Annotated in this window: 18 protein-coding genes, 1 tRNA gene and 7 pseudogenes; 11 read left to right on the plus strand and 15 right to left on the minus strand. The window is 53.2% G+C overall.

Translation table 11 applies throughout. The features are described 5' to 3' along the window. Positions 1-14: 14 nt before the first annotated feature. The 3 genes and pseudogenes from dsbC to ACWWJF_RS02430 all read right to left on the minus strand — a co-directional run bounded on the left by dsbC (position 15) and on the right by ACWWJF_RS02430 (position 3,039). On the minus strand, positions 15-731 hold the full coding sequence (dsbC, locus tag ACWWJF_RS02420; protein WP_455868594.1) for a bifunctional protein-disulfide isomerase/oxidoreductase DsbC: 717 nt from the start codon (positions 729-731) through the stop codon (positions 15-17). A gap of 78 nt (positions 732-809) precedes the next feature. Beyond that, a complete protein-coding gene (xerD, locus tag ACWWJF_RS02425) occupies positions 810-1,709 on the minus strand; it encodes a site-specific tyrosine recombinase XerD (protein WP_455868595.1) in 900 nt (299 codons plus the stop codon). Positions 1,710-2,007: 298 nt separating this feature from the next. After that, positions 2,008-3,039, minus strand: a pseudogene (locus ACWWJF_RS02430) (IS630 family transposase). Between the two features lie 324 nt (positions 3,040-3,363). Here ACWWJF_RS02430 and ACWWJF_RS02435 point away from each other — a divergent pair. The 3 genes and pseudogenes from ACWWJF_RS02435 (at position 3,364) to fldB (ending at position 6,868) form a co-directional block, all read left to right on the plus strand. After that, complete coding sequence (locus ACWWJF_RS02435) at positions 3,364-4,689, plus strand: MFS transporter (protein ID WP_455868596.1); 1,326 nt, start codon at positions 3,364-3,366, stop codon at positions 4,687-4,689. A 372-nt stretch (positions 4,690-5,061) separates the two neighbouring features. Continuing rightward, positions 5,062-6,269 (plus strand): IS3 family transposase gene (locus tag ACWWJF_RS02440; RefSeq protein ID WP_455870895.1). Its coding sequence is split into 2 segments (ribosomal slippage): positions 5,062-5,383 and positions 5,383-6,269, totalling 1,209 coding nucleotides; the frame shifts between segments, so codons are not numbered across the junction. Between the two features lie 79 nt (positions 6,270-6,348). After that, positions 6,349-6,868: pseudogene (fldB, locus tag ACWWJF_RS02445) on the plus strand (flavodoxin FldB). A 59-nt stretch (positions 6,869-6,927) separates the two neighbouring features. Here fldB and ACWWJF_RS02450 read toward each other — a convergent pair. Further along, positions 6,928-7,359 (minus strand): protein YgfX, encoded by a 432-nt coding sequence (locus ACWWJF_RS02450; RefSeq protein WP_455868597.1) that lies wholly within the window; start codon positions 7,357-7,359, stop codon positions 6,928-6,930. Continuing rightward, complete coding sequence (sdhE, locus tag ACWWJF_RS02455) at positions 7,340-7,606, minus strand: FAD assembly factor SdhE (RefSeq protein WP_455868598.1); 267 nt, start codon at positions 7,604-7,606, stop codon at positions 7,340-7,342. The genes ACWWJF_RS02450 and sdhE overlap by 20 nt, the downstream gene beginning before the upstream one ends. A 260-nt stretch (positions 7,607-7,866) precedes the next feature. Between sdhE and ygfZ the strand changes: the two genes are divergently transcribed. Next, positions 7,867-8,868 carry a tRNA-modifying protein YgfZ gene (gene ygfZ, locus ACWWJF_RS02460; protein ID WP_455868599.1) on the plus strand — a complete coding sequence of 334 codons (1,002 nt, stop codon included), beginning with the start codon at positions 7,867-7,869 and terminating at the stop codon, positions 8,866-8,868. 61 nt (positions 8,869-8,929) lie between these two features. Here ygfZ and trhA read toward each other — a convergent pair whose 3' ends face one another. Beyond that, positions 8,930-9,577 carry a PAQR family membrane homeostasis protein TrhA gene (gene trhA / locus ACWWJF_RS02465; protein ID WP_455868600.1) on the minus strand — a complete coding sequence of 216 codons (648 nt, stop codon included), beginning with the start codon at positions 9,575-9,577 and terminating at the stop codon, positions 8,930-8,932. 123 nt (positions 9,578-9,700) lie between these two features. Beyond that, entirely contained in the window at positions 9,701-11,212 is a 1,512-nt protein-coding gene (locus ACWWJF_RS02470) for an alpha/beta hydrolase (protein WP_455868601.1), read from the minus strand. A 329-nt stretch (positions 11,213-11,541) separates the two neighbouring features. On the opposite strand from ACWWJF_RS02470, the gene ACWWJF_RS02475 reads away from it, so the two are divergent. After that, positions 11,542-12,150 (plus strand): HD domain-containing protein, encoded by a 609-nt coding sequence (locus ACWWJF_RS02475; protein ID WP_455868602.1) that lies wholly within the window; start codon positions 11,542-11,544, stop codon positions 12,148-12,150. A 75-nt stretch (positions 12,151-12,225) separates the two neighbouring features. Here the strand turns inward: ACWWJF_RS02475 and gcvP are convergent. The 4 genes and pseudogenes from gcvP to ACWWJF_RS02495 form a co-directional block, all read right to left on the minus strand. Further along, positions 12,226-15,053, minus strand: a pseudogene (gcvP, locus tag ACWWJF_RS02480) (aminomethyl-transferring glycine dehydrogenase). 153 nt (positions 15,054-15,206) lie between these two features. Continuing rightward, a complete protein-coding gene (gene gcvH / locus ACWWJF_RS02485; RefSeq protein WP_455868603.1) occupies positions 15,207-15,602 on the minus strand; it encodes a glycine cleavage system protein GcvH in 396 nt (131 codons plus the stop codon). Positions 15,603-15,731: 129 nt separating this feature from the next. Further along, a pseudogene (locus tag ACWWJF_RS02490) lies at positions 15,732-15,902 on the minus strand (glycine cleavage T C-terminal barrel domain-containing protein); the annotation flags it as partial. Between the two features lie 3 nt (positions 15,903-15,905). Further along, positions 15,906-16,600 (minus strand): IS1 family transposase gene (locus tag ACWWJF_RS02495; protein WP_455868604.1). Its coding sequence is split into 2 segments (ribosomal slippage): positions 15,906-16,357 and positions 16,357-16,600, totalling 696 coding nucleotides; the frame shifts between segments, so codons are not numbered across the junction. Between the two features lie 367 nt (positions 16,601-16,967). Between ACWWJF_RS02495 and fucO the strand changes: the two genes are divergently transcribed. Both fucO and ACWWJF_RS02505 read left to right on the plus strand, forming a co-directional pair. Then, complete coding sequence (gene fucO, locus ACWWJF_RS02500) at positions 16,968-18,119, plus strand: lactaldehyde reductase (protein WP_455870896.1); 1,152 nt, start codon at positions 16,968-16,970, stop codon at positions 18,117-18,119. Positions 18,120-18,499: 380 nt separating this feature from the next. Further along, a pseudogene (locus ACWWJF_RS02505) lies at positions 18,500-18,735 on the plus strand (DUF1435 domain-containing protein). Between the two features lie 86 nt (positions 18,736-18,821). Here ACWWJF_RS02505 and ACWWJF_RS02510 read toward each other — a convergent pair. After that, positions 18,822-18,907: transfer RNA gene (locus tag ACWWJF_RS02510), tRNA-Leu, on the minus strand. 121 nt (positions 18,908-19,028) lie between these two features. Next, entirely contained in the window at positions 19,029-19,925 is an 897-nt protein-coding gene (locus tag ACWWJF_RS02515; RefSeq protein WP_455870897.1) for a LysR family transcriptional regulator, read from the minus strand. A 112-nt stretch (positions 19,926-20,037) separates the two neighbouring features. Between ACWWJF_RS02515 and ACWWJF_RS02520 the strand changes: the two genes are divergently transcribed. Continuing rightward, entirely contained in the window at positions 20,038-21,036 is a 999-nt protein-coding gene (locus ACWWJF_RS02520; RefSeq protein ID WP_455868605.1) for an aldo/keto reductase, read from the plus strand. Between the two features lie 219 nt (positions 21,037-21,255). On the opposite strand, the gene rsmC is transcribed toward ACWWJF_RS02520, so the two are convergent. Further along, on the minus strand, positions 21,256-22,302 hold the full coding sequence (rsmC, locus tag ACWWJF_RS02525; protein ID WP_455868606.1) for a 16S rRNA (guanine(1207)-N(2))-methyltransferase RsmC: 1,047 nt from the start codon (positions 22,300-22,302) through the stop codon (positions 21,256-21,258). A gap of 301 nt (positions 22,303-22,603) precedes the next feature. On the opposite strand from rsmC, the gene ACWWJF_RS02530 reads away from it, so the two are divergent. Continuing rightward, positions 22,604-23,811, plus strand: a protein-coding gene (locus ACWWJF_RS02530; RefSeq protein ID WP_455870898.1) for an IS3 family transposase whose coding sequence is annotated in 2 segments (ribosomal slippage) — positions 22,604-22,925 and positions 22,925-23,811 — 1,209 coding nt in all. Because the reading frame shifts where the segments join, the coding sequence is not laid out codon by codon here. Between the two features lie 297 nt (positions 23,812-24,108). Further along, positions 24,109-24,531, plus strand: a complete 423-nt coding sequence (locus ACWWJF_RS02535) for an ExbD/TolR family protein (protein ID WP_455868607.1) — start codon at positions 24,109-24,111, stop codon at positions 24,529-24,531. Between the two features lie 116 nt (positions 24,532-24,647). Here ACWWJF_RS02535 and ACWWJF_RS02540 read toward each other — a convergent pair. Continuing rightward, a pseudogene (locus ACWWJF_RS02540) lies at positions 24,648-25,502 on the minus strand (IS4 family transposase); the annotation flags it as partial. Positions 25,503-25,666: 164 nt separating this feature from the next. On the opposite strand from ACWWJF_RS02540, the pseudogene ACWWJF_RS02545 reads away from it, so the two are divergent. Continuing rightward, positions 25,667-26,376, plus strand: a pseudogene (locus ACWWJF_RS02545) (energy transducer TonB). Positions 26,377-26,388 lie beyond the last annotated feature (12 nt).

Consider the following 26,388-nt stretch of genomic DNA (forward strand, 5'->3'; position numbering starts at 1 on the left):
AACCTGACGAGAATTTATGCGCCCAGCTTAGCCGCAGCACGATGCGCGTTCAGCATGGCTAACATCTCTTTCGGTGCCTGATAACCCGGAACCACGGTGCCGTCCTCTAGCACGATCGCTGGCGTACCTTGCACACCGAACTGAATACCGAGTTCATAATGCGCACCGATATTGGTCTTGCAGGTTGCCGGGGAAATAGCCTCACCGCGCGACGCGTCGTCATACGCTTTGTTACGGTTAGCGGTGCACCAGATAGACTGCATGTCTTTTTCCGTCGGCGAATTCAGCCCCTGACGCGGGAAAGCCAGATAACGGACGGTAATACCCAGATCGTTGTAGTCTTTCATCTGCTCATGCAGTTTGTGGCAGTAACCGCAGGTGATATCGGTGAAAACAGTAATCACATGTTTTTCCTGCGCCGCTTTGTAGACGATCATTTGATCCTGCAAGGCATCCAATTTTCCTTTCAGAATCTGGTTGGTCACGTTCACCGGCGTGCCGCCATCCACGGCGTAGAGCAGCCCTTGCAGCAAATGTTTACCATCTTCCGTTACGTAGAGTACGCCGCTTTCCGTCAGCACCGTTTTAAGGCCAGCGACGGGCGCAGGCTGGATATCCATCTTTTCAATGCCCAGTTTGGTCAGTGTCTGTTTAATCGCCGCGTCGTCGGCGTGTACTGCGCTACTCGTCGCCGCGAGCAGTAAAGAAAGCGCCATTAGCCCTTTTTTCATCGTATTCAGTCCCGTTCATGATGTATTCCGCCTGTAAAGGGCGCGTTTAGCCGTCTGGCCCTTATGTAGCCTGCAATGTCAGGCGCGCGGATGATGCTGTTGATGCAACTGCTTCAGCCGTTCAGTGGCAACGTGCGTATAAATTTGCGTTGTTGAAAGATCGCTATGCCCCAACAACATCTGTACGACACGCAAATCAGCCCCGTGGTTCAGCAAGTGCGTAGCGAATGCATGGCGTAAAACATGCGGTGAAAGCTTCTCACTGTCAATGGATGCCAACACGGCATAGTGTTTGATACGGTGCCAAAAGGTTTGGCGCGTCATCTGCTGCGCCCTGGAGCTTGGAAACAACACATCAAGCGTTTGTCCATTCAGCAGCCAGGGCCTGCCGTGCTCGAGGTAGCGCTCCAGCCAATAAATAGCCTCTTCCCCCAGCGGCACCAGCCGTTCTTTATTGCCTTTACCAATCACCCGCACGACGCCTTGGCGTAAACTGACATCTGCAATGGTCAGCCCCACTAGTTCCGAGACGCGTAGCCCCGTGGCATAAAGCACCTCAAGCATAGCTTTATCGCGCAGCTCAAGCGGTTCATCCACACAGGGCGCTTGCAACAACGCACTCACCTGCGCTTCGCTGAGATCTTTGGGCAAGCGCTGGGGCAATTTGGGAGAAGACAATACCGCGCTGGGGTCGTCACTACGCCATTTTTCCCGGTATAAATACTGAAAAAAGCGACGCATGGCACTCAGCAAACGCGCCGAACTGGTCGCTTTGTATCCCCCTTCCACGCGTTCGGCAAGATAAGCTTGCAGATCAAGCGCCTGCACCTGCAATAAATCACTGTCAGCACGCTCCAGCCAATCGGCCAGTGCGGTTAAATCTCGCCGGTAAGAGGTCAGCGTGTTGTCAGCCAGGTTTCGTTCCAGCCACATAGCTTCAAGAAACTGTTCGATGTGTGCCCGATCCTGTGCTTGCATACGCTTCTCCTCGCTGTGCGGCGTGCAGGGTAAAACTCTGACGTTATTATGCCCGAAGTGACGGTAAAAGGTGCAGGATCATCACCTGAATTCGCGCCGCCGATTTTTTATGCAAATTTATTTTATGCTGTATTATTCACCGCTCCGCACTACAAAATAGGGTAAAGTATAACTTATATCACAGGAAGTATTTACAATAGCGCAACTCGCCAAAGCAGGCTCTGTAGCCGCTTTTGCGCTTTTTGGGCTAGCATTGAAATGCTTTTTTTCTGTGACTAAATAGCTGTTCCTAATACCGCTACACTTTTGCCTGTCCATGTTTTCCACTGGGAAACGGGCTGACGGTTTCCATGAAGCGGCGAACCTTGTTCAGTCACTGCCACATTGAACAGCATTGATGATTGCGGGTAATGGTTTCATGCAACGCCTGCCATAACCGCTCTACATGATTTACCCATGGTGAGTACACCGGCTGATAAATAACCCTGAATTTCGGGTTTTCTTCCAGCCAGCGCTGCGTCTCCCGGCTTTTGTGAATAATGTAGTTATCAACTATCAGCGTGAGCGTTTTTGCCCGTCTGTACGTTGCTCTCAGATGCTCTAACATACTGATAAACAAACACGAACTTTTACTGTTTCCTCCAACATCGCTGACTTTTCCCGTCCCGCTGTGTAATGCACCCGCCAGATAATATTTCTCGTTCTGGCCCGGCGTCACGATGCGTTTCTGCTTCCCGCGAACCTGCCAGTCCGCGCCAATTTTGGGATTCAGATGAATATCCACTTCGTCTTCGTAAAAGACGGGATGTTCCGCGCTGCATTGTTCCAGCGCCATCGCGATGGCCTCCATTTTTTCTTCCTTATGCGGGTCGCGGATACGCAGCGTAGGAGCTGCGCGTCGCCACACCAGACCGGCAGAAGGCCGCCAACGGCGCACCGTGGAAGCATGCAACTGGCAACCGGTTATCTCATTGATTTTTATCGCTAGCAGTTCCGTGCTCCAGCGCGAACGCTGATAGCCAAAATCATGAGGGGAACGCTTTACGAGCTGGATTAACAGTGCGCAGATCTGTTCAAACGGCCAGCGACGGCCACGACCGGGCCGCAGAGATTTGAGGCCTTCAATGCCGTACAGGGTGAGCCAGTTAATCCATCTGCCGATTGACGAACGGGCGCAGCAAAGCATTCTGGCGACATCGCTCACGCGCTCGCCCCGGTGCAACATCAGGATGGCGGTCAGCCTGCGGGCGTGATTCTTGTCACGCGTTTTATGGAGAGTTTTCTTCATCAGGCGTCGTTCGTTACGGGGTATCGGTGCTATGCTCGACATCGCTCAGTCCGGTTGATGATTTGGGATCTTTATCGATTGATCAGATCGCTCTACTCGGACTGAGTTCCCTTCAGGTGATCTACTATTCGGAACAGTTATTTAGAATGACAGTTCTGTCGGGCTTTGTTGAATAATAGGGAATCGTGCTGTTTTACTATGCCCATGTTGGTAGAAAATGCTTATCACCTCAGGCATTCCGTTTTCTCATGATGCTTAACTGCATGATTTTACGTTGCTGGAAACAATCGTTTTACTGGGCTGGTAGCATAAAATCTGTTTATTCAACAAAGCCGTTCTGTCGATAAAAAAAGATAATAGAGTCCTATGCAAGCCACCATCACGCCCACTCTCGATGCAGAGGCGGACGCAGCCCCGGTTAACTCCCGCAGTAAGGTTGTTGTCGCTTCATTGATCGGAACCGCGATCGAATTTTTCGATTTTTATATCTATGCCACTGCCGCTGTGCTGATTTTCCCGCACATCTTCTTCCCGCAGGGCGATCCGACCGCCGCGACGCTACAGTCGCTCGCAACCTTTGCCATTGCCTTTGTAGCACGTCCGATCGGTTCTGCGCTGTTTGGTCACTTCGGTGACCGCGTCGGCCGTAAGGTGACACTGGTTGCTTCCCTGCTAACCATGGGGATCTCTACCGCGCTGATCGGCCTGCTGCCGACCTACAATAGCATCGGCATTTTCGCACCGTTGCTGCTGGCCTTGTCGCGTTTTGGTCAAGGCCTTGGTCTGGGCGGCGAATGGGACGGAGCCGCGTTGCTGGCTACCGAAAACGCGCCAGCCCACAAGCGTGCACTTTATGGTTCATTCCCGCAGTTGGGCGCACCGATCGGTTTCTTCTTTGCCAACGTCACGTTCCTGCTGCTCTCCTGGTTGTTAAGCGAAGAGCAATTCATGACCTGGGGATGGCGCGTACCTTTTGTTGCCTCTGCGGTATTGGTCTTGATCGGCCTGTATGTTCGTGTCTCTCTGCACGAAGCGCCCGTGTTTACCAAAGCTATCGAAGCGGGCAAGAAAGTCCGCATTCCGCTGGGAACGCTGTTGAGCAAGCATCTGAAAGCGACCATTCTTGGCACCTTCATCATGCTTGCCACCTATACGCTGTTCTACATCATGACGGTCAATTCCATGACCTTTGGCACCTCGCCAATCCCCAAAGGGCTGGGTTTCTCGCGTAACAGCTTCCTGTGGATGCTGATGGTAGCGGTTATCGCCTTTGGTCTGCTGATCCCGGTTGCCGGGTTGCTGGCAGAGGCCTATGGCCGCCGTAAGACCATGATCGTCGTTACCTGCGGCATGCTGGTGTTCGGAATGTTGTTCCCGTCCCTGTTAGGGTCTGGCAGCCAACCGTTGGTGATGCTGTTTCTGGAGTTGGGACTGGGCCTGATGGGCTTAACCTTCGGCCCGATGGGCGCGTTGCTACCTGAACTTTTCCCCACTGAAGTGCGTTATACCGGTGCCTCGTTCTCCTATAACGTATCGTCGATTCTGGGAGCATCGGTTGCGCCTTATATCGCCGCCTGGCTGACCGCCAACTACGGGCTGTTCTACGTAGGCGTTTACCTGTTTGCTATGGCATCTTTAACGCTTATCGCATTATTGCTGACCAAAGAAACGCGTCACCAAACGCTTGGTTAAGCCTCACAGGCAAGCGTGAATACGGGTGAAGGGTAATTCTTCACCCGCAGTCTGCTGACAACTCACCTTACTCCTCGTCATCCTCGGCGAAAGCAGGGGATGTCTCTGAGAAAAAACGCGTTTCTTCTGCAAGAGATTCCCGCCTTCGCGGGAATGACAAAGCGATACCCTAAATAATTCGAGTGACAGGAAAGCAGTGAGTGAACGCGGCCAACGCACCTGCAATTTGAAGTATGACGGATATATACCTCGCTGTAAGATTCGGTTAGGCTAATGGCAAGTGATGTAGCCCCCTGTAACACCAGACAGTAGCTGTATCTCCAGATAAGAGATAGGCTTAGATATATGTCTAACAATCATGCTAATTTTGAAATGACCGGGATCCTGTTAGGGCAAGAAGTCCGTAAGCGTAAAACTCCGCAAGAGAAAATCGCCATCATTCAGCAGAGAATGGAGCCGGGGATGAACGTCTCCCATGTAGCCCGCCTGCATGGCATCCAGCCCAGCCTTTTGTTTAAGTGGAAGAAGCAATACCAGGAAGGAAGCCTCACCGCCGTTGCGGCCGCAGAAGAAGTGGTTCCAGCTTCGGCGCTGGCGACTGCCCTCAAGCAGGTCCGGGAGCTACAGCGCCTTCTGGGTAAGAAGACGATGGAAGTTGAGATCCTCAAAGAAGCAGTGGAGTACCGCCAGTCGCGAAAATGGATAGCGCACGCGCCCTTGTTGCCAAAGGACGGGGAATAGCTCTGGTCAGCCGCGCCATGAGCGTGTCGCGTGCGCAGCTGTCACTGCGGGTTAACCGTTCTGCCGACTGGCTGGACAGGCGCAGCAACCGGCGTAATGACGAAGCTGATGCTGAGATATTATCGGACATCCTCCGTATCATCAGCGACATGCCCAGTTACGGTTACCGCCGAGTGTGGGGTATCCTGCGTAAGCAACGTCGTGCAGAGGGATTTCCACCGGTGAACGCCAAACGGCTTTACAGGATAATGAGCGAGCATAACCTGCTGTTGTTGCATGATAAAACTGAACGTCCGAAGCGGGAGCATAAAGGCAAAATCGCGGTAGCAGAGAGCGATATGCGCTGGTGCTCAGATGGCTTCGAGTTCGGTTGTGACAACGGCGAGAAGCTGCGGGTGACGTTCGCACTGGACTGCTGCGACCGGGAGGCCATAGACTGGGCAGCGAGCACCAGGGGTTATGACAGTTCAACCGTGCAGGATGTGATGCTGAGGTCGGTGGAAAAACGCTTCGGTAGCGCGCTGCCGGATAAACCAGTGCAATGGCTGACGGATAATGGTTCAGCGTACACAGCGCATGAAACGCGGAAGTTCGCCAGAGAACGGAATCTGGAGCCCTGCACAACAGCAGTGAGCCGTCCACAGAGTAACGGCATGGCAGAACGGTTCGTGAAGACGATGAAGGAAGATTACATCGCCTTCATGCCAAAACCCGATGTGCGAACAGCGCTGAAGAATCTTGCAGCGGCGTTCAATCATTACAATGAAAACCATCCGCACAGTGCGCTGGGATACAACTCCCCAAGAGAATATCGGCGCCAGCGGGCATCGTTAACTTAAGATACAAAAGCTGTCCGGAGATGGTGGGTCAAGATCAGTTAGGCTAATGGCAAGTTTGTTTAACACGCTGCAATTGCATATGAAAATTGGTTTGTTCTACGGCTCCAGCACCTGCTACACCGAGATGGCAGCGGAAAAGATTCGCGATATTTTGGGCGAATCGCTGGTCGACCTGCATAACGTAAAAGATGTCGATCCGCAGAAGATGGAAGAATATGAATTCCTGATTCTGGGTATCCCAACGTGGGATTTCGGTGAAATTCAGGAAGATTGGGAAGCCATTTGGGGACAGCTATCCTCGTTGAATCTACAAGGAAAAATCGTTGCGCTGTATGGCATGGGTGACCAGCTAGGCTACGGTGAATGGTTCCTTGATGCCCTCGGTATGTTGCATCAGCAGTTGGCCGCGAGCGGCGCAACCTTTAATTGGCTATTGGCCCATCGAAGGCTATGAGTTCACCACCACCAAGCCGCTCACACCAGATGGAAAACACTTTGTCGGGCTGGCGCTTGATGAAGTGAATCAGTATGACCTGAGCGATGAGCGCTTGCAGCAGTGGTGCGAGCAGATTTTACAGGAAATGGCAGAGCAGCTGTAATCGTCGGGAGATATCCCGATATACATCGGCCGGCAGCACGCTGCCGGCTGAACCTGAAACTAATGCACGTCCGGGTTTTCTTCCGCCCACGCTTTACTCTCCAACAACAACTGACGCAAATGCCGCCATTCCTGCTTATCCATGTTGTCGGATGCCAGCCAGAGCCGCTGTCGTCGTTTGCCGTCACTGCGCCGCAGCGACAGTAAGATGCCGTTTTTCAACATCCAAGGACGGCGGATAATGCGCCAGCGATGATGCTGCCACTCAAGGTTCGCTTCAGCCTGCAACACGATTTCACCATGACGCGCTTTGATATTACGCTGGCTACGGATAAACCCGAACACCACCAGCGTAATCAGCGATAGCCAAAGCACCGCATAACCGTCCGGCCACGGTGCCAGCAGAATCAACAGCAACAACAACCCGTGCACCAGCAAAGAAAATACCTGCATGCGCCAGGAGACGCGTAAATCACAGCGCCACAGGGCCACGATCTTTATTTCGCGTCTGAATAAGAGAGAGCATGCGTTTCAGTTCCCCATCTTCCGGTTCACCGTTGTTCATCAACCAGTTGAACAAGTCAGGGTCATCGCACTGCAATAAGCGCACAAACGCGCGTTTATCATCATCGTTTAGCACATCATACTCATGTTCAAAAAAGGGCATGATGGCGATATCCAACTCTCGCATTCCTCGGCGGCACGCCCAGTGAATTCGCGCCTTATTATCGATATCCATTGCTTTTCCTACTTTTTATCGACGCCAACGTGTAGTGTAACTCGGATGTCTAGATAAACACTCAACTAAATGTAACATTTTGACATATTTTAGCGCATATCAGCGTATCGCGCAGAAGGTCATCGATCGTGCGCACGCTCAGTAACGCTTTCAAATATGCTAACTGAAAATCATGGGGGCAATGGCACGAATAACTGCTTGCAAACCCTGCAAGCTCTTTTACCATTAGGCCAAACGCAAACCTTCGCGAGGATGGTTACATGGCTACCCCACTTCCCTTTGCTGCACAAACGGTTAAATCAAACGCCATCACGGCCTCGGCGCATCTTCCCGCTACGCTGATAGCACTTGATGACTGGGCACTGGTGACACTTACCGGTCCGGACACACGCACTTACCTGCAAGGCCAGGTGACGGCCGATGTTAATGCGTTAGCCCCCGATCAACATGTACTTTGCGGCCATTGTGATGCCAAGGGCAAAATGTGGAGCGCACTGCGTCTGTTTGCCCACAACGATGGTTTCGCCTATCTGGTACGTCGCAATCTGCGTGATACGCAGTTAAACGAGTTAAAAAAATACGCCGTCTTTGCCAAAACCACTATCACCGCAGAGGACAATCTCCAGCTTATCGGTGCTGCGGGAAGCACTATACGCGAACGTTTAGCCGAGGTCTTCTCTGCACTACCGGACAGTGAACATCCCGTTGTCAGCCACCCCTTCGGTACACTGCTGCATTTTGCCCTTCCTGCTGAGCGTTTCCTTCTGGTACTGAACGACGAAGGTGTCGCCGCGCTGAGTGCCACACTGGCAGACAACGTGCAATGGGCCGACAGTCAACAGTGGCTGGCACTGGATATTGAATCCGCACTGCCGATTATTGACAACGTAAATAGCGCGCAGTTCATCCCGCAAGCAACGAATATACAGGCACTTAACGGCATCAGTTTTAATAAAGGCTGCTACACAGGTCAGGAGATGGTGGCGCGGGCAAAATTTCGCGGCGCCAACAAGCGGGCACTCTATTGGCTGGCGGGTACTTCACCGCGCGTGCCAGAAGCGGGCGAAGGCTTGGAACTGAAAATGGGTGAAAACTGGCGTCGCACCGGTACGATACTCGCCGCCAGCCAGTTAAGCGATGGCACACTTTGGGTGCAAGCGGTACTGAATAACGCTCTTGAAGCGGATAGCATATTGCGCGTGCGCGACGCAGCGGAAAGTCAGTTGAGTCTGCAACCACTGCCTTATTCATTGTCTGAATAATTTCACCACTGAGCACCGTTTCTGTTTCATCAAGAAACGGTGCCAGAGTGATATTTAGCGGCTAAACGTAAAGGTAGATCGCCAGAAAATGGCACAGACTGCCACCCAGCACAAAACCATGCCAGATGGCGTGGTTATACGGGATACGTTTACACACATAAAAAACCACGCCTAAGGTATACACTGCACCGCCCACCGCCAGTAAGGTGACACAACCCGGTGCTAACACCTGCACCAACTGATAAATCACAATCAGTGACAGCCACTCCATCACCAGATATGTCACCAGCGACAGCACTTCAAAACGATGCGCAAACGCCAGTTTAAATAACACGCCCACCAGCGCCATGCTCCAGATGACAATCATCAAGCGATGCGCCAACGGTGAATCCAACCCCACCAGCAAAAACGGCGTGTAGGTGCCCGCTATCAACAGATAGATGGCACAGTTATCGAACCGTTTGAGCCAGGGTTTAGCCCGTGGGCTGGGAATCGCATGGTAGAGCGTGGAGGCCAGAAACAGTAGAATAATGGTGCCGCCGTACAAACTGTAGCTGGCGATAGCCGTGCTCGTCGCGCCATTGTCCACCGCTTGCACCAGCAGCAGCACCAACCCAACAATCCCCAACACCACGCCAGCACCGTGACGGATACTGTTGGCTATCTCTTCCGCCAACGTATAACCCGCATTACTTTCTGATTTCACCATATTCCGTTTTTACTCCCGGCACGATTGGCTGTACAAACTTCATGCAATCTCATCGGGAAGAGTGTAATCGAGAATAGTTTCAGTGTACAAGTGTACGCTGAAACTATTATTCGATCTGCCTCGCTACTGAGCTTGAACAGAGACCGGTATCGGTCCGTGTTCCCTTTCGCCAGGAATAACATCATCAATACGCTGCATCATGTAGTCATAGAAGGGGTTGGAGGAAAGGCGCAACAACGTATCCAAATCAAGAATCAACACCCCGCGTTCTCCGCGCGCGGCAATACGCCCGAGTGGAATACCAAACTCATACGGCGGCGTAGAGAAACGGCCATAAAGCGAATCGCTGTCAGAAAATGGCAGCGCTACGTGCGATAACGAATAGACATCTTCAGGGTAATCCATCCCGAGATCGCGGCGCGTGACCTCCATGCTACCTGCTTTGGTGTCAAAGGCGACCGCCTTTGCGCTTTGTACCGATGCGTTAGTGATCACCGTGGTGCCGTACAAACGGGGGGTCGGCGGCAACCATTGCCCAATCGCCGATGCGGACGCATCACGCAGTAACAGACCAAAATTGATGGTGCGGTTGACATCAAACAGCACCAAATCATTGTCGTTTTTCGGCAACAGATTATAGAAGGCGCTGATCACCGCCCGCGTGCTGACGGTAAAATCCATCACCGACTGGAAGGTTAAAATCGGCGGCAGTTCCGATAGCCTGCGCTGCCGCGCTTCCTGTTCCAACTGTGACTGCAACACGCTGGTGAGCAGATAAGACTGGCGCGCACCGTTCACCGGGAAAGAGTTGTACTTGAACGGGTTGAATTCCGGCACAATACCAAGCCATGCCGCTTTGGCAAACGGCGGGAATATCGCGGGTAACCCAGCCAAACCGGCAAAACGCGCGTAAGCCGTAATGCCAATCATCGGAGAGATCAGGACCAGACGATCCGCCTTGGGCAACTTAGGATCGCTGAGCGTATCGAGCGCGTATTTCAGCGTTAGCGCCCCGCCGTTAGAAAAACCAACGATATGCAGCGGTAAGCGTTCTCCACCGTTCGCGGGCGTCACATAACGCGCAGCCTCGCGCACTGCTAAACGCGTGGCAGCCAACCAATCTTCCCAACGGACTTTGGTTAACGCACCGGGCACAGTACCATGCGCCGGAATACGCAGCCCGATAGCGACAAAGCCGTGCTGGCGATAAAGCTCAGCCACATTTCGCATACTGTAGGGAGAGTCGGTTAACCCATGCAAAAGCACCACCGCACCTTTGGGTTCGCCTTCCGGCATCAGTTCATAAGAGTGGTTCCAGTTATGAGCGAAGCGCCCCGGATAAACTGGGCTGCCGACAAAATAGCGGTTTAAGGCAACCTGCTCATCCCTGTCCAGCGTCTGGGTCACCTGCTCGGTCATCTCCTGAAACAAGTGATCCTCATGAGCCAAATATTGCTCCCAGTTGGCACGATCGAGTTGGTCAGGCGTCATCTCTGTCGGCACATAAATATGCCAGGGAGCCAGTGCGGGTCCCCGTTGTGAGTCAAACACCCGAATAACCAGAAACGTCAACGCAATGGCCAACACGATAACCACAGCATATTTGATCGTGCGTCGAATGATACGAATAGGCATCATTGCCCCCTTATTATTAGCGCTTTTATTGTGATTTTTACTTCGCCTTGTCACGGGCTCAATGCCAACCTCGCCTTGTGCATTGCGCACAGTGCATTTGGGAAGACCGGTAAAGCAGATTGTTTTGTGCCATGACTATAACGATAGTCGACAATTTTCCCTCCCGAAAGGTCTGTTATCAGACGGAATAGTCAGTGCCAAAGGGACATCATCGCGGAATAAAGCGTGTAAATTCTCACCAGCTTCCCCTACAATGAGCCGGTTTTGTTTGACTGCGCAGTGTTTGATACAGCCGCGTTTGACACATCAATGGATGTAAGGTGGTTTTGATGTCCCTGGCTTTACCCACTCTCGAGTTTGGTACGCTGACTGAAGTAGTTGGTTTCCTGATGGAAATTGATAAGCTAAAAAGCGTACAACGTCGTTCAAAAATCATCGGCAGTTCCCGTCACGAAGATTCCGCAGAGCACAGTTGGCACTTTGCCGTTGCCGCGATGAGCCTGGCACCCTACGCCAGTCAGGACGTGGATATTCAGCGCGTGATTCAAATGGCCTTGGTGCATGATATCGTCGAGATCGATGCTGGCGACGTGATGGTCTACGATCTGAGCGCTCGAGAAGCGATTCAGGCGCAGGAAGAAACCGCTGCGGTTCGGTTATTTGGCCTACTGCCCGAACCGCAACGTCAGCATTTTCTGCAACTGTGGCAAGAATATGAAGCAGGCGACACCGCGAACGCGCGTTTTGCACTGATGATCGACCGCATTATGCCTATCCTGATGAACCTGCATAACGGTGGGCAAAGCTGGGTGGAAAACGGCATCCGACTGGAGCAAGTATTGGGACGCGCCAGCTTTATCGCCGAGATCAATCCCGAACTGTGGCGCTACCTGAAAGATCATCTGGAAACCGCACAGGCCAAAGGGTGGTTGGGGTAATTCTCCGGCTTGCCTACCTCTGTCATTCCCGCGTAGGCGGGAATGACGAGAGAGTGCGAGTCATTGCGCAGGAAGCTACGCGTAATCGCCAATCGGTACGCAAGAGCAGAACAGGTTGCGATCGCCGTACACGTCATCGAGGCGTTTTACGCTCGGCCAGTATTTATGCTCAGCCCCCGCCGGAAACACCGCCAGTTCTCGACTGTAGGGATGCGACCACTCACTGACGATCTCCTGCTGGATATGCGGTGCATTCACCAACGGGTTGTCTTCCAGCGGCCATTCACCTTACGCCACCCGCTGAATTTCTGCACGGATCGCCAGCATCGCATCAATAAAGCGATCCAGCTCTACCTGACTTTCTGACTCCGTCGGCTCTTCCATCAGCGTTCCCGCCACTGGGAACGACATGGTCGGCGCGTGGAAGCCATAGTCGATCAAACGCTTGGCGATATCCATTTCGCTGATGCCAGTGCTCTCTTTCAGCGGACGAATATCCAGAATACACTCGTGCGCCACGCGGCCATCGCGGCCGGTGTAGAGCACCGGATAGGCATCCTTCAAACGCGTTGCAATGTAGTTGGCATTGAGGATCGCCACCTGACTGGCATTCTTCAGCCCTTCAGCACCCATCATGCGGATATACATCCAACTGATAGGCAGAATGGAGGCGCTGCCAAAAGGTGCGGCAGATACCGCGCCCTGCGTGGTGAGCAAACCCTCAATATGTACCACCTGATGCCCCGGCACGAACGGAGCCAGATGCGCTTTCACCCCGATCGGTCCCATACCCGGCCCGCCGCCACCGTGCGGAATGCAGAACGTTTTATGCAGGTTAAGGTGCGACACATCCGCGCCAATGTAGCCCGGCGTGGTGATACCTACCTATGCGTTCATGTTCGCGCCATCCAGATACACCTGTCCGCCGTGTTGATGGACAATCTGACACACTTCACGAATGGTCTCTTCATAGACACCGTGCGAGGAAGGATAGGTCACCATAATGCAGGAGAGGCGATCGCCCGCCTGCGCGGCCTTCTCCCGCAGATCGTGCAGATCGATATTCCCTTGTTTGTCACAAGCCACCACCTCTACCGCCATCCCGGCCATCTGTGCCGATGCCGGGTTAGTGCCGTGCGCAGAGCTTGGAATCAGACACAGCGTGCGCTGATCGTCACCTCGACTCTCATGGTAACGGCGAATTGCCAGCAAACCGGCATACTCGCCCTGCGCACCCGAGTTGGGCTGCATACACACGGCATCATAGCCAGTGAGTTGCACCAGCCAACCGGAAAGCTGTTCGATCATCAAACGATAACCTTGTGCCTGTTCCGGCGGGCAGAACGGATGCAGTTCAGCAAATTCGGGCCAAGTGATCGGCAGCATTTCCGCCGCCGCGTTCAGCTTCATGGTGCAGGAACCCAGCGGGATCATGGCACGGTTCAGCGCCAGATCTTTATGCGCCAAGCGATGCAGGTAACGCATCATCTCGGTTTCGCTGTGATAACGGTTGAACACCGGGTGGGTCAGAATGGCATCCGTGCGCAATAGCGCAGCAATGGACAGACCGTGATCGTCTCCCAGCAGCACGTCAAATAGCGCTGCGACATCTTCACGGGTTGTGGTTTCATCCAGCGTGATACCGACCCCGTGATAAAGATCGGTGCGCAGGTTGATCCCGGCATTCTGCGCGCGGGCGATAATGGCGTTCTTGTCTGTGACCTCAACCGCCAGCGTATCAAACCAGGTGGAGTGCCACAATTTCAAGCCGCCCTGTTGCAACCCGGCGGCCAGAATATCGGTTAAACGATGAATGCGTTCAGCGATACGCTTGAGCCCCTGCGGTCCATGATAAACCGCATAGAACCCAGCGATATTCGCCAGCAGCACCTGAGAGGTGCAGATGTTGGAGTTGGCTTTTTCGCGGCGGATGTGTGCTCACGCGTCTGCATCGCCATACGCAGCGCCGTATTACCTGCCGCATCGCGCGAAAAGCCGATAATACGACCCGGCATGGCGCGTTTATACTCATCCTTGCAGGCGAAGAAGGCCGCATGCGGACCACCGTAGCCCATCGGCACACCAAAACGCTGGGCGGAACCAAACACAATATCGGCTCCCTGCTTGCCCGGTGCGGCCAGCAGCACCAGAGCCATGATATCAGCAGCGGCGCTAACGATGATCTTGCGCGCATTCAGTTGCGCGATAAGATCAATATAATCATTCACTTAACCATAGGTGTTCACCTGCTGCAACAGCACGCCAAACACGCCTTCTGTTTCCAATGCGGCGGCGGCATCGCCGACCACAACTTCAAAACCAAAGGTCTTTGCACGAGTGCGCACCACATCCAGCGTTTGCGGATGCACATGCTCTGCCACGAAGAAGCGGTTAGCCTGCTTCAGCTTGCTGACGCGTTTGGCCATTGCCATCGCTTCCGCTGCCGCCGTCGCTTCATCCAACAGAGAGTCGGAGGCAAGCTCCAGTCCGGTCAAGTCCTGCGTCATCTGTTGAAAATTCAGCAAGGCTTCTAACCGCCCTTGCGAGACTTCAGGCTGGTAAGGCGTATAGGCGGTATACCAGCCGGGGTTTTCCAGCAAATTACGCAAGATCACCGGCGGCATATGCACAGCGGTGTACCCCATGCCGATATAGCTCTTATAGCGCTGGTTGCGGCTGGCAATCGACTTGAGCTCCGCCAACGCCTGATGTTCGGGCAGCGCATCACACACGGCTGGCGGGTTGGGCAACTGAATATCTGCCGGCACAATCTGTCGAATCAACGCCGACAATGAATCCGCACCGAGCGTTTCCAGCATGTGAGCCTGCTGCGCGGGCGTAGGGCCGATGTGACGCTCCACGAAAGCGGCGTCATGTTCGAGTTGGCTGAGAGTCTGGGTCATTAGGGATATTTCCTGCTTCAAGCGATTGTTATAGCAAGTGAACGTTCATGGCAAACAACAAGTGCGAACGCGGTAGACTGCGCTCAGTGTCTTACATTCTGACAAATCGGTTTACCCCGTGATGCGCAATAAAACCATCACGGGGTGACAAGATTATTCGTCTTCTTCTAACAGCGCCTGATAAGCCGTAGAATCCAGCAGATCGTTCAATTCGCTTTCATCAGATGCTTTGATGCTAAACAGCCAACCGTCGGCATAAGGCGCACTGTTGACCAGTTCCGGCTGCACTTCCAGCGCATCGTTCACTGCCACGATCTCAGCGCTCAACGGTGCATAGATATCTGAGGCGGCCTTGACCGACTCAGCAACAGCGCAGTCGTCACCCATCGCAACCTGAGTGCCAACGTCAGGCAAATCGACAAAAACCATGTTCCCCAACAGTTCCTGGGCATGTTCGGTAATACCGACACGATAGACACCCTCGCCTTCGGCCTGGACCCACTCATGGGATGAGGTGTATTTCAACTCGGTTGGGATTGTGCTGCTCATTGCCTGCTCTCCTTAAAAATCGCTTCGTCGTATCGAATCGCGCGATATCCGCCTTCCTGAAACGCTAAGGTGTTGCGGCATATATCGCGCTAACGTTAATCAATAATCATGGTCAGATCGGGGACAGCGTCAAACCAGTGCCTTTCCGCCACGAATAAATACCGGTTTGGTCACCTCTACGGGCACTTCGCGCTGGCGAATTTGCACCAACGCCGTTTCACCAATACCTTGCGGCACGCGAGCCAGCGCAATACTGAAGCCCAGCGTTGGAGAAAAGGTCCCGCTGGTTGGTAATGACTCCAATTAGTAGAACATGTGTTTTTCGATGAAGGCTCCGATGACTTTTTCGCGGATCTCGACGGAGCGCGAGAAGCAAATCGTTTTACGCGCCAGTCGTTTAATGCGGGTACGGAGCGTCAGGTTATTGCGCTCTATGCGTTGCGTGAAGATCTTGCCAGTCAGATGTTTCTGCTTCGGAACCTCTCTTGCATAGCTGCCCCAGTTGTCACTGGTAATCATGCCGATGTTGAACGGTGTCAACAGAGCCAGCAATTCACGGCAGGTCTCATCGGTTCGGGGGCCAAAAGTGTAGGCCAGAACACCGCCCGTTTTGGTATTGTAAGCGTACCAGAGCCAGTGCTGTAGTGCCTTATTGCCAACGAAGCTCCATTGCTCATCAAGTTCACAGATAAGGGCGACGTCGGCGTGAGCAACGGGAGAAGACGTTATCCTGCTGGGCGAGAGCTTTTTAAAGCCCGGATGACCGTATTGATGCCGATTTTCAACGTTCTGGCGGTATCGCGAACACCGGCACCGTTGAAGGCCATATCAACGATCTGCTCTTTGACTCCCGGCTTTCGCGCTTCATAGCGGTAGGTAAGCTGGAATACACGGCGACAGCACTGACACCGGAAGCGTTCGCGCTTAGTTGGACTAAGGCCATGTCGATAAACTTTATCTGAATGGCAGCGAGGGCAATGAACAAAAATAGTAACCACGTGGAAACCTCAAATAGCGGCAGAATATCACAAAAGCCAACTATTTGAAGGCATTACCGATTATGTCATGGTGCCAAAAACGCTAAAGATGACGACGATCACACCCACCTTGCGCTCACTGCCACCGCGTCACCACTGATGGCAACGAGGGGAAGGCAATTTTCCTGCCACATATCCATACTTATTAAAAGGGTAATATCCATTTATCAGCGATGCATCACGGCCTTTCCGTTATTGATGGCATAGAAGCTAACTCTATGAGGATTAACATTTCGCGCCATGAGGGCGTTTCCCGCCCCGATCGCTCGCGCTACCCGACCCTTTTCAGCACCCATTTAAAATCATAAATGTTATGGATATTACGACGATGACCCAAAGAATGATCCTTAACGAAACCTCGTATTTTGGTGCGGGGGCGGTTAACCATATCGTGGAAGAGATAACCCGGCGTGGTTTCCACAAAGCGTTGGTCGTCACTGACAAAGACCTAGTGAAATATGGTGTGGTGAGTAAAGTCATCACTCTGCTTGATCAAGCGGGCCTGCCCTACGAGGTTTACGATGACGTAGTGCCTAATCCCACTATTCGCGTGGTGACCGCAGGTATTGAGCGCTACAAGGCAGCGCAGGCCGATTACCTGATCGCTATTGGCGGCGGTTCGCCACAGGATACTTGTAAAGCGATTGGTATCATCATCAACAACCCGGAATATGCCGATGTACGCAGTCTGGAAGGCGTTGCGCCCACACGTCGTCCCAGTGTACCAATCTTCGCGATCCCGACCACCGCAGGCACCGCTGCAGAGGTCACGATTAACTACGTGATCACCGACGAAGAAAAACGTCGCAAATTCGTCTGCGTCGATCCGCATGAAATTCCTATTGTCTCGTTTATCGATGCCAACATGATGGCCAGCATACCCGCCTCACTGAAGGCGGCAACCGGCCTGGATGCCTTGACGCACGCGATTGAAGGTTTTACCACCAAAGGCGCGTGGGAGCTGACCGACATGCTGCATCTGAAGGCTATCGAAATCATCAGCCGTTCGCTGCGAGATTCCGTGGCAGGCCATGCCGCAGGCGTGGAGGCAATGGCCTTGGGACAGTACGTCGCCGGCATGGGCTTCTCCAACGTGGGTCTGGGATTGGTTCACGGTATGGCACACCCGTTGGGCGCTTTCTATGACACCCCGCACGGCGTGGCAAACGCAATCCTGCTGCCTCATATCATGGCGTTCAATGCTGACTACACCGGCGATAAATTCCGCCAGATTGCCGTTGTAATGTGCGTCCCGGGTGCACAAGAGATGCCGATTGCGCAAGCGCGGGAAGCCGCCATTGCCGCCGTGAAGCAACTTTCTCAGGATGTGGATATCCCAGCATGTCTGCGTCAAGTGGGCATGAAAGAAGAGGATATTCCGGCGTTGGCGCAGGCCGCTTTCGACGATGTTTGCACCGGCGGCAACCCACGTGATGTGACACTGGAGCAAATCAAGGCGCTATATCAGTCAATCTACTGATTCTCTCTCCGCAGGTTTCCCTTCATTATTTCCAGTCCCCCGGCATCGCTTGCCGGGGCTTATGCCAGTCCGTAAATGATATAAATTCACATATAATAGTGGTTGTCATTATCAATCATGAGTTTCATCATCCATAGAGGAGCGCAGCCATGCTAACCGCAATGATTACCGCATGCGGGTTATGGACATATCGTTATACACATCTTTCTAACGCACTGTTTAATCAATGAGTTACGGGTTTATCTCAGAGTGGCATTTTGAACCTCAAAAAGCCAATGGGATGGCTTGAATGCCTTAATTCACGGGGTTCTGAGCATCCTGTTCAAAAAATGGCCAAAAGATGTGTATAACGATATGGGTTATGGAGTGCCAGTTGGTGTCTGGGTAAACGCCTGAGCAGTGCCTGGGGTATTCTGCTACCCGCCGCACAGATGCCATTGCTCTGCTCGATCTTCAACTCAACAGTTGGAAGCTGATCGTAGCGATTGCGCTACTGGCGACCGACGTCATGCTGTTCCATCCTCGTTTGCGCCATTACCTGCTGCTGCCTTCCTGCATTGCACTGGCGGGCGGATTGAGCGCGTTGGTGGTGGCATTCCAAAGGACGTGGCCATAACGGACAATACGTCATGCAGTACCAAGAAAAATGTTTGATCGACACGAAGAAATAAAAATAAAAAAGAAGGGAAAAGCATTAAAAAATGGTGCGAAGAGAGGGACTTGAACCCTCACGTCCGAAGGACACTAACACCTGAAGCTAGCGCGTCTACCAATTCCGCCACCTTCGCAACGCCGTCACACGATATGCATCGTGTCACCACGGGGGCGAATTCTAGAGATTTTTTCAACAACTTCAATGATTATTTCCGCTTGGGTGCTGGGTTTGCTGCAAAAATCGTCATATTGACCTTATAAGGGACGCGCGAAGCACTCCCACAGCCAATCGATAAACACGCTGACGCTCGGCGCCAGGAAATGCCCTGCAGGGTACATGATGTACAACGGCATATCCGGTGGCGGCATCTCAGGCAGAACCTCCACCAGTTCACCGCTTTCCAGCCAGTGCCGCACGCCATAGCGCGGAGACTGGATCATTCCCAACCCGGCGCGACACGCCGCCACGTAGACATCCGCCCCGCTGACATCAATCTGGCTGTGCAGAGTTCGCTGCTCGCACACCCCCTGTGACATAAAATCCAGCGGATAGTGACGAGTCGTGCGCTGATAAAAATAGCCTACTGCCTGATGTGTGGCTAAATCATCCAGCATTTGCGGCATGCCATAGCGCTCAATGTAGTCTGCCGACGCACAGGTTACCTGCTCCAACGCGGGCAAATGGCGTGCAATCAACGATTCATCTTCCACCTGCCAGGCCCGCAGCACGCAGCCTACGCTCTCGCGCAGCACATCGATCGCTGCATCATTAGCGCTCAGACACAGCGTGATCTCGGGGTAGCGCTGATAAAACTGCGGCAGTGCAGGAATCACAATCTCACGCGCCAGTGAGTGTGGCATATCGACACGAATGCGCCCGGAAGGGCGCAATTTCTGGCGTGAGAACAGCGTATCCGTTTCGTCTATTTCCGCCAGCAATCGTAGGCAGCGCTGATAGTAAATCTCGCCTTCAGCCGTCACCTGTACCTGACGCGTGGTGCGCAGCAACAGTCGGACACCGAGGCGTGCCTCGAGTCGCTTGATCGTATGGCTGACAGTGGCACGCGGTAAATTCAGCTTTTCGGCTGCCCGACTGAAATTGCCCAGTTCGATAATCCGCACAAAGGTGCGCATCGCCTGAATATGATCCATCGACATCCTAATTGTTGGTGATTTTTGAACAGTGTTGCACATTATCCGCTATTTATCTTTATTCTCTGAACAATCACACTGCTTCCATCTTACGAGCGAGGGAGAACACACAATGCAACAACGTCAACTTGGCAAAACAGGACCGCTGGTTTCCAGCATCGGGCTTGGCTGCATGGGCATGAGCGATTTTTACTCGACCGCGCAGGATGAAAAAGAGGCCATCGCCACGCTGCACCGCGCGCTGGAACTGGGCGTCACGCTGCTGGATACCGCCGATATGTACGGCCCACACACCAATGAAGTGTTGGTTGGGCGCGCCATCAAAGGCAAACGCCAACAGGTGGTCCTTGCCACCAAGTTTGGGATAAGGCGCGATCCAAGCAACCCGCATGCACGCGGTGTCTGTGGTCGCCCGGATTATGTGCGCCAAGCGGTCGAAGGCAGCCTGAAGCGTCTTGGTGTCGACGAGATCGATCTTTACTATCAGCACCGCGTCGATCCGAGCGTACCGATTGAAGAAACCGTTGGCGCATTGAGCGATTTGGTGACCGCCGGCAAGATCCGCTATATCGGATTAAGTGAAGTGCCGGTTTCATTGTTGGAGCGCGCACACCGTGAACACCCGATTACCGCGCTGCAAACGGAGTATTCTCTCTGGACGCGCGATGTGGAAGCCAAGATCCTCCCGGCGTGCCGCCGGTTGGGGATTGGTTTTGTTCCCAATATCCCGCTCGGGCGTGGTTTTTTGAGCGGTACGTTACGCAGCCCGGAAGATTTGGCTCCGGATGATTTCCGCCGCACCAATCCGCGCTTTATGGGGGATAACTTTGCCAAAAACCTAGCGCTGGTTGAGCAAGTAGAAAAACTGGCGCGAGCAAAAGGCGTCACCTCTTCGCAGTTGGCACTGGCATGGGTATTGGCGCAGGGTGACGATATCGTGCCAATTCCGGGCACTAAACGCCGTCGCTATCTGGAAGAGAATATCGCCGCACTGGACGTTCAGCTAACACCAGAGGAACTGGCAGCGATTGAAGCCATCTTCCCCTTCGCCGCAGCAGCGGGCGATCGTTACGGCACGGAGAGCATGGCTACCATTAATAATCTCAGCTAACAGCGATGAGCACAAAAACACGCTGTCAGGTTACTGATAAACCACTTAAAACAGTCATTCTCGCCTACATCCCGTCATTCCAGCGCAGGCGGGAATCTCGTACAAACTAAACGCGTTTCTTCTGACAGAGATCCCCGGCTTTCGCCGAGGATGACAAGAGAGAAAGATCTCATCTTTATCAACCTGAGGCCTCGGTGTATCACCGAGGCCCCCATATGGTTAGCGCGCAGCCGGTTTGGCATGCTTACTGGCACGCGTTAATGTGGCCTGATACACCTTAAAGCGTCCGGTTTGCGCCAGTACTTCGTGGTTACCAAAAGTGGCATCCAGCAATGCCGGATAAGGCAGGAAGGCGTTAGCGACAATGCGTAACTGCCCGCCAATATTAAGGTGCTTGGGGGCTTCACGAATCAGACGATCGGCCGCACTCATGCTGGTTTGCAAGCCATCATGGAACGGTGGGTTGGAGACGATCAGGTCAAAACGTCCGGCAATATCCGAGTAGACGTCACTGGCAATCACATCGCCTTCCAATTCGTTTAATGTCAGCGTCGCACGGCTGGTCAACAACGCCGCCGCGTTGACATCACTCAGCGTCAAACGCAGCTTTGGCGACTGTTTTGCCAACACCGCCGCCACCACGCCACTGCCGCTGGCAATATCCAGCACCTTGCCTTTCATGTGCGGCGCAAAGGTAGATAACAGCAGCGCGCTGCCGACATCGAGACCATCACGGCTAAAGACACCGGGCAAGGTCGCGACCGGCACATCCTCAACGTAATAGCTGTCTTTCCAGTCATCAAGATTAAATTCAGCAGAAGCCTCTAATCGGCCATGATAAAGCCCACAGCGCCGCGCGCTGTCAATCTTGGTTAACGGTGCAAAGTCTTCGAGAATACCTTCCGCGCTACGCACACCGCTGCGGTTCTCCCCCACCACAAAAATCTCGCTGCCAACGGCAAGATGCGATAACAGGTTGGCGAGCTGGAACTGCGATTCCTGTTTGCTCTTCGGCCAGTAGTAAATCAGGGTATCGCAGGTGGCCACCTGCTCAGCATCCACCAGAAAACCAAACTGCGCGTTGTCGCCCATGGTTTTGTTCAGCGGCAGCCAATGGTTATATTGCGTGAGATGCGCGTGCACCTCCGCCGCGTCAAACTGCGCTGGTAACGTGTCTTGAATGTCGCCGGCAAACAGCACACGGCGGGAAATAAATTCGTCACTGTGGCGCAGTATCACTTCACTGGCGGGGGTTAATGCTGACATCAGGTGTTCACTCCTCAAAAATAGAACGGCGATTATACCCTAAATTATCCCGGTTGCAGGGGAGCAAAACGGCAAGAACGCTAACACAACGCAGCTGCCAGCCTTGAAGATGACGCACAGGTACACGAGATGACGCTCTATTAAGCCAGCGTTTATCAACGCGTTTGGCTGACCCGCTATTATTCCCATCGTTGGAACCTACATCGAAGGTGATGTAGCCCCCTGTAACACCAGACAGTAGCTGTATCTCCAGATAAGAGATAGGCTTAGATATATGTCTAACAATCATGCTAATTTTGAAATGACCGGGATCCTGTTAGGGCAAGAAGTCCGTAAGCGTAAAACTCCGCAAGAGAAAATCGCCATCATTCAGCAGACAATGGAGCCGGGGATGAACGTCTCCCATGTAGCCCGCCTGCATGGCATCCAGCCCAGCCTTTTGTTTAAGTGGAAGAAGCAATACCAGGAAGGAAGCCTCACCGCCGTTGCGGCCGGAGAAGAAGTGGTTCCAGCTTCGGCGCTGGCGACTGCCCTCAAGCAGGTCCGGGAGCTACAGCGCCTTCTGGGTAAGAAGACGATGGAAGTTGAGATCCTCAAAGAAGCAGTGGAGTACCGCCAGTCGCGAAAATGGATAGCGCACGCGCCCTTGTTGCCAAAGGACGGGGAATAGCTCTGGTCAGCCGCGCCATGAGCGTGTCGCGTGCGCAGCTGTCACTGCGGGTTAACCGTTCTGCCGACTGGCTGGACAGGCGCAGCAACCGGCGTAATGACGAAGCTGATGCTGAGATATTATCGGACATCTTCTGTATCATCAGCGACATGCCCAGTTACGGTTACCGCCGAGTGTGGGGTATCCTGGGTAAGCAACGTCGTGCAGAGGGACTTCCACCGGTGAACGCCAAACGGCTTTACAGGATAATGAGCGAGCATAACCTGCTGTTGTTGCATGATAAAACTGAACGTCCGAAGCGGGAGCATAAAGGCAAAATCGCGGTAGCAGAGAGCGATATGCGCTGGTGCTCAGATGGCTTCGAGTTCGGTTGTGACAACGGCGAGAAGCTGCGGGTGACGTTCGCACTGGACTGCTGCGACCGGGAGGCCATAGACTGGGCAGCGAGCACCAGGGGTTATGACAGTTCAACCGTGCAGGATGTGATGCTGAGGTCGGTGGAAAAACGCTTCGGTAGCGCGCTGCCGGATAAACCAGTGCAATGGCTGACGGATAATGGTTCAGCGTACACAGCGCATGAAACGCGGAAGTTCGCCAGAGAACTGAATCTGGAGCCCTGCACAACAGCAGTGAGCCGTCCACAGAGTAACGGCATGGCAGAAGGGTTCGTGAAGACGATGAAGGAAGATTACATTGCCTTCATGCCAAAACCCGATGTGCGAACAGCGCTGAAGAACCTTGCAGCGGCGTTCAATCATTACAATGAAAACCATCCGCACAGTGCGCTGGGATACAACTCCCCAAGAGAATATCGGCGCCAGCGGGCATCGTTAACTTAAGAGACAAAAGCTGTCCGGAGATGGTGGGTCAAGATCATTGGGAAAATAAACGTTCCCCTTTCAGATATGCCTCTCATCTGTAAGAAAAGTATCAAATCAATGTGATATTTAGAGAATTACACCAAAAAACCACCAACAATGAAAAAATAACCACATAAGTGTAAACAAATTTAAATATGCACTCTCTATAGTGGCCGCTTTGCTTTGGCAGCTAACCATTCCGTGGTGGCTGCCATCTTTGGGGACCCAATCATACTTGCGTGTCATCGCCAGACGCCAACGACGGGAAGAGAGAAAATGAGAAACTGGAACGAACCAAAAAGAAACAAAGCCCATATTGAGTTGATCCCAATGATCGACGTCATGATTTTTTTACTGGTGTTTTTCGTCCTGATCAGTATCAACGTCCTTCCTGCCACGGGTCTGAAAACCCAGCTTCCCTCTGCCAGCAGCGCCCAACAGCTAAAACCGAAGAAAAAAGCCATCGTCACTCTAGGTGAACAAGACCAACTGCAACTGGACGGTTCACCCATCCTGATTACCGATTTGGTCAGCACCTTAAAACAGCAGCAACAGGCTGGAGAGATCACCACCATTATCGTCAACAGCGATAAGCAGGTGGCGGTTGAGCGTCTGGTTACGGTGATGGATACCCTGCGTCAAGGTGGGTTTACCTCATATCGTTATACACATCTTTCTAACGCACTGTTTAATCAATGAGTTACGGGTTTATCTCAGAGTGGCATTTTGAACCTCAAAAAGCCAATGGGATGGCTTGAATGCCTTAATTCACGGGGTTCTGAGCATCCTGTTCAAAAAATGGCCAAAAGATGTGTATAACGATATGGCTTCACGCCTGCTGGCGGCTCAATTTCCTTGGCTATCACACAAGTCACTGCCAACCCGCAACGCAGCGACACTCGCTTCACGCGCAGCGCCTGTTTCACCGTACGCGCCTTCTGCCCCGCGCGAGCCGCCATAACGAATTGGATTTCTCCCACCGGCACGGTCTTTCCAACCTTCTGCCAAAGCTTCTCATTACAGTCCAGACTGCGATTATGAGTCGAGCGGATCAACCAGTCAGCCGGAGTGCCAAGGTCATCAGCGAGCTGCATCAACGCCTTGATATCCGCTTCGCGATCGGCTAAGTACACCAGACGTGTGTTTGGCAACTCCGAGGCGAGTTCAGCAACTTGCTCGTATCCCTCGAGCCAGCGCGTACTCTCCTTGAGCCCATCGCGTTTTCCGTCTGCATCCTTCGGCTCTCTTGCCCACATCCACGCATCCAGTACGCCCAACCCCACGCGATCCGGACTGACCGCGTAGGTCGGATGCAGGTACAGACCACGCCTGGCTTCGTAGTTCAAGGGACCCAAGCCTTGGATTTGCTGCCCGTTGAAGTCAAGCTCGGTAGTGTCTTGGATACACAGCACAACCTCGTGTTCTCGGATCCTTTCCTGCGTACGCTGCCAGTGAGGTTGCAGAATGTCTCGCCATTCGAATGCTTGGTTCTCCATGAAGCGGTAAGCACCCAGCGTCTCAGACCATCCGAGGCACGCATGCGGAATGCTGGCTTGCGGATTCTCAGCCAGTCGTATCAAAAGCCCTTTGGCGCGCTTATTGAGCCTCGTGTCACCAAGATTTACCCCTTCCAGTTCTTGGTGTGCCCAGCCATCTGAATCCCGTGTCATTTTTCAGCGCCGTAAATGGCGATAGTACACGTCGGTTTCACTTCATTTACAACCCCACCGGCTGCCTATTTCAGCCCGCTAACCCTTGGCATATAAGGCGTTGCGGACTTGTGTATAACGAGGTGGGTTTACCTCGGTTTCAATCGCAACGCGGAAGCAGTGACATGTATTGGCTTTATCGTTCACGTCATACCATCAGCTGGTTGCCGCTGCCCGTAGTGGCTGCATGTCTGATGGTGATGACACAGCAAAGCGCGCTCAATCAGCCCCAGTATGACGACAGTGTCATGGAGCTGTCGCTCGCCGATATCACACCGCCTGCGCCGCCCGAAGCGGTGATTCCCCCTGAACCGGAAATGCCCCCCGAGGAAACGTTGCCAGAGCCGGAGCCTGTCGAGACGCCAGAACCGATCGTTGAGGCACTGCCACCGAAAGCCGAACCGAAGCCGGAGCTCAAACCCGAGCCCAAACTGGTGCCCAAGCCAAAGCCTGCTCCAGCACCGCGCCTGTTACCACGCCCGTAAAAGCTGCCGTGGTAAAAGCCGCTGCGCCGCCGAAAGTGAACGCTCAGGCGTTGGAAAACAGCTATATCCAGGCGTTGCGTGGCCAGATTGAGCAGTTGAAGCGCTATCCAACGGGGCGTCAGGCGTCATTGGAGCGCCCGGAAGGAAACGTCGAAATCTGGCTGGAGGTCGATCGCAACGGCCGCGAGCTTAACAGCGGCATTAATCAGAAAACCGCCAGCATGCTGCTCAACCGAGCGGCAACCAGCACGTTACAGAGCATCACGCAGGTCAGGCTCTTTCCGGCAGAGGCGTTTGCCGGGCAAAACACCAAACGTTTTTTAGCCACATTCCACTATCAAGCGCAGTGAGCGCCTATACAC

The organism is Symbiopectobacterium sp. Eva_TO, from assembly GCF_053848865.1.

Bases quoted from the DNA above. Each gene is read 5' to 3' on its own strand.
- ACWWJF_RS02515 (WP_455870897.1), bottom strand. From the start codon at position 19,925: ATGGATCATATTCAGGCGATGCGCACCTTTGTGCGGATTATCGAACTG.
- rsmC (WP_455868606.1), bottom strand. From the start codon at position 22,302: ATGTCAGCATTAACCCCCGCCAGTGAAGTGATACTGCGCCACAGTGAC.
- xerD (WP_455868595.1), bottom strand. From the start codon at position 1,709: ATGCAAGCACAGGATCGGGCACACATCGAACAGTTTCTTGAAGCTATG.
- ACWWJF_RS02435 (WP_455868596.1), top strand. From the start codon at position 3,364: ATGCAAGCCACCATCACGCCCACTCTCGATGCAGAGGCGGACGCAGCC.
- ACWWJF_RS02520 (WP_455868605.1), top strand. From the start codon at position 20,038: ATGCAACAACGTCAACTTGGCAAAACAGGACCGCTGGTTTCCAGCATC.
- ygfZ (WP_455868599.1), top strand. From the start codon at position 7,867: ATGGCTACCCCACTTCCCTTTGCTGCACAAACGGTTAAATCAAACGCC.
- trhA (WP_455868600.1), bottom strand. From the start codon at position 9,577: ATGGTGAAATCAGAAAGTAATGCGGGTTATACGTTGGCGGAAGAGATA.
- dsbC (WP_455868594.1), bottom strand. From the start codon at position 731: ATGAAAAAAGGGCTAATGGCGCTTTCTTTACTGCTCGCGGCGACGAGT.
- sdhE (WP_455868598.1), bottom strand. From the start codon at position 7,606: ATGGATATCGATAATAAGGCGCGAATTCACTGGGCGTGCCGCCGAGGA.
- ACWWJF_RS02475 (WP_455868602.1), top strand. From the start codon at position 11,542: ATGTCCCTGGCTTTACCCACTCTCGAGTTTGGTACGCTGACTGAAGTA.
- gcvH (WP_455868603.1), bottom strand. From the start codon at position 15,602: ATGAGCAGCACAATCCCAACCGAGTTGAAATACACCTCATCCCATGAG.
- fucO (WP_455870896.1), top strand. From the start codon at position 16,968: ATGACCCAAAGAATGATCCTTAACGAAACCTCGTATTTTGGTGCGGGG.
- ACWWJF_RS02470 (WP_455868601.1), bottom strand. From the start codon at position 11,212: ATGCCTATTCGTATCATTCGACGCACGATCAAATATGCTGTGGTTATC.
- ACWWJF_RS02535 (WP_455868607.1), top strand. From the start codon at position 24,109: ATGAGAAACTGGAACGAACCAAAAAGAAACAAAGCCCATATTGAGTTG.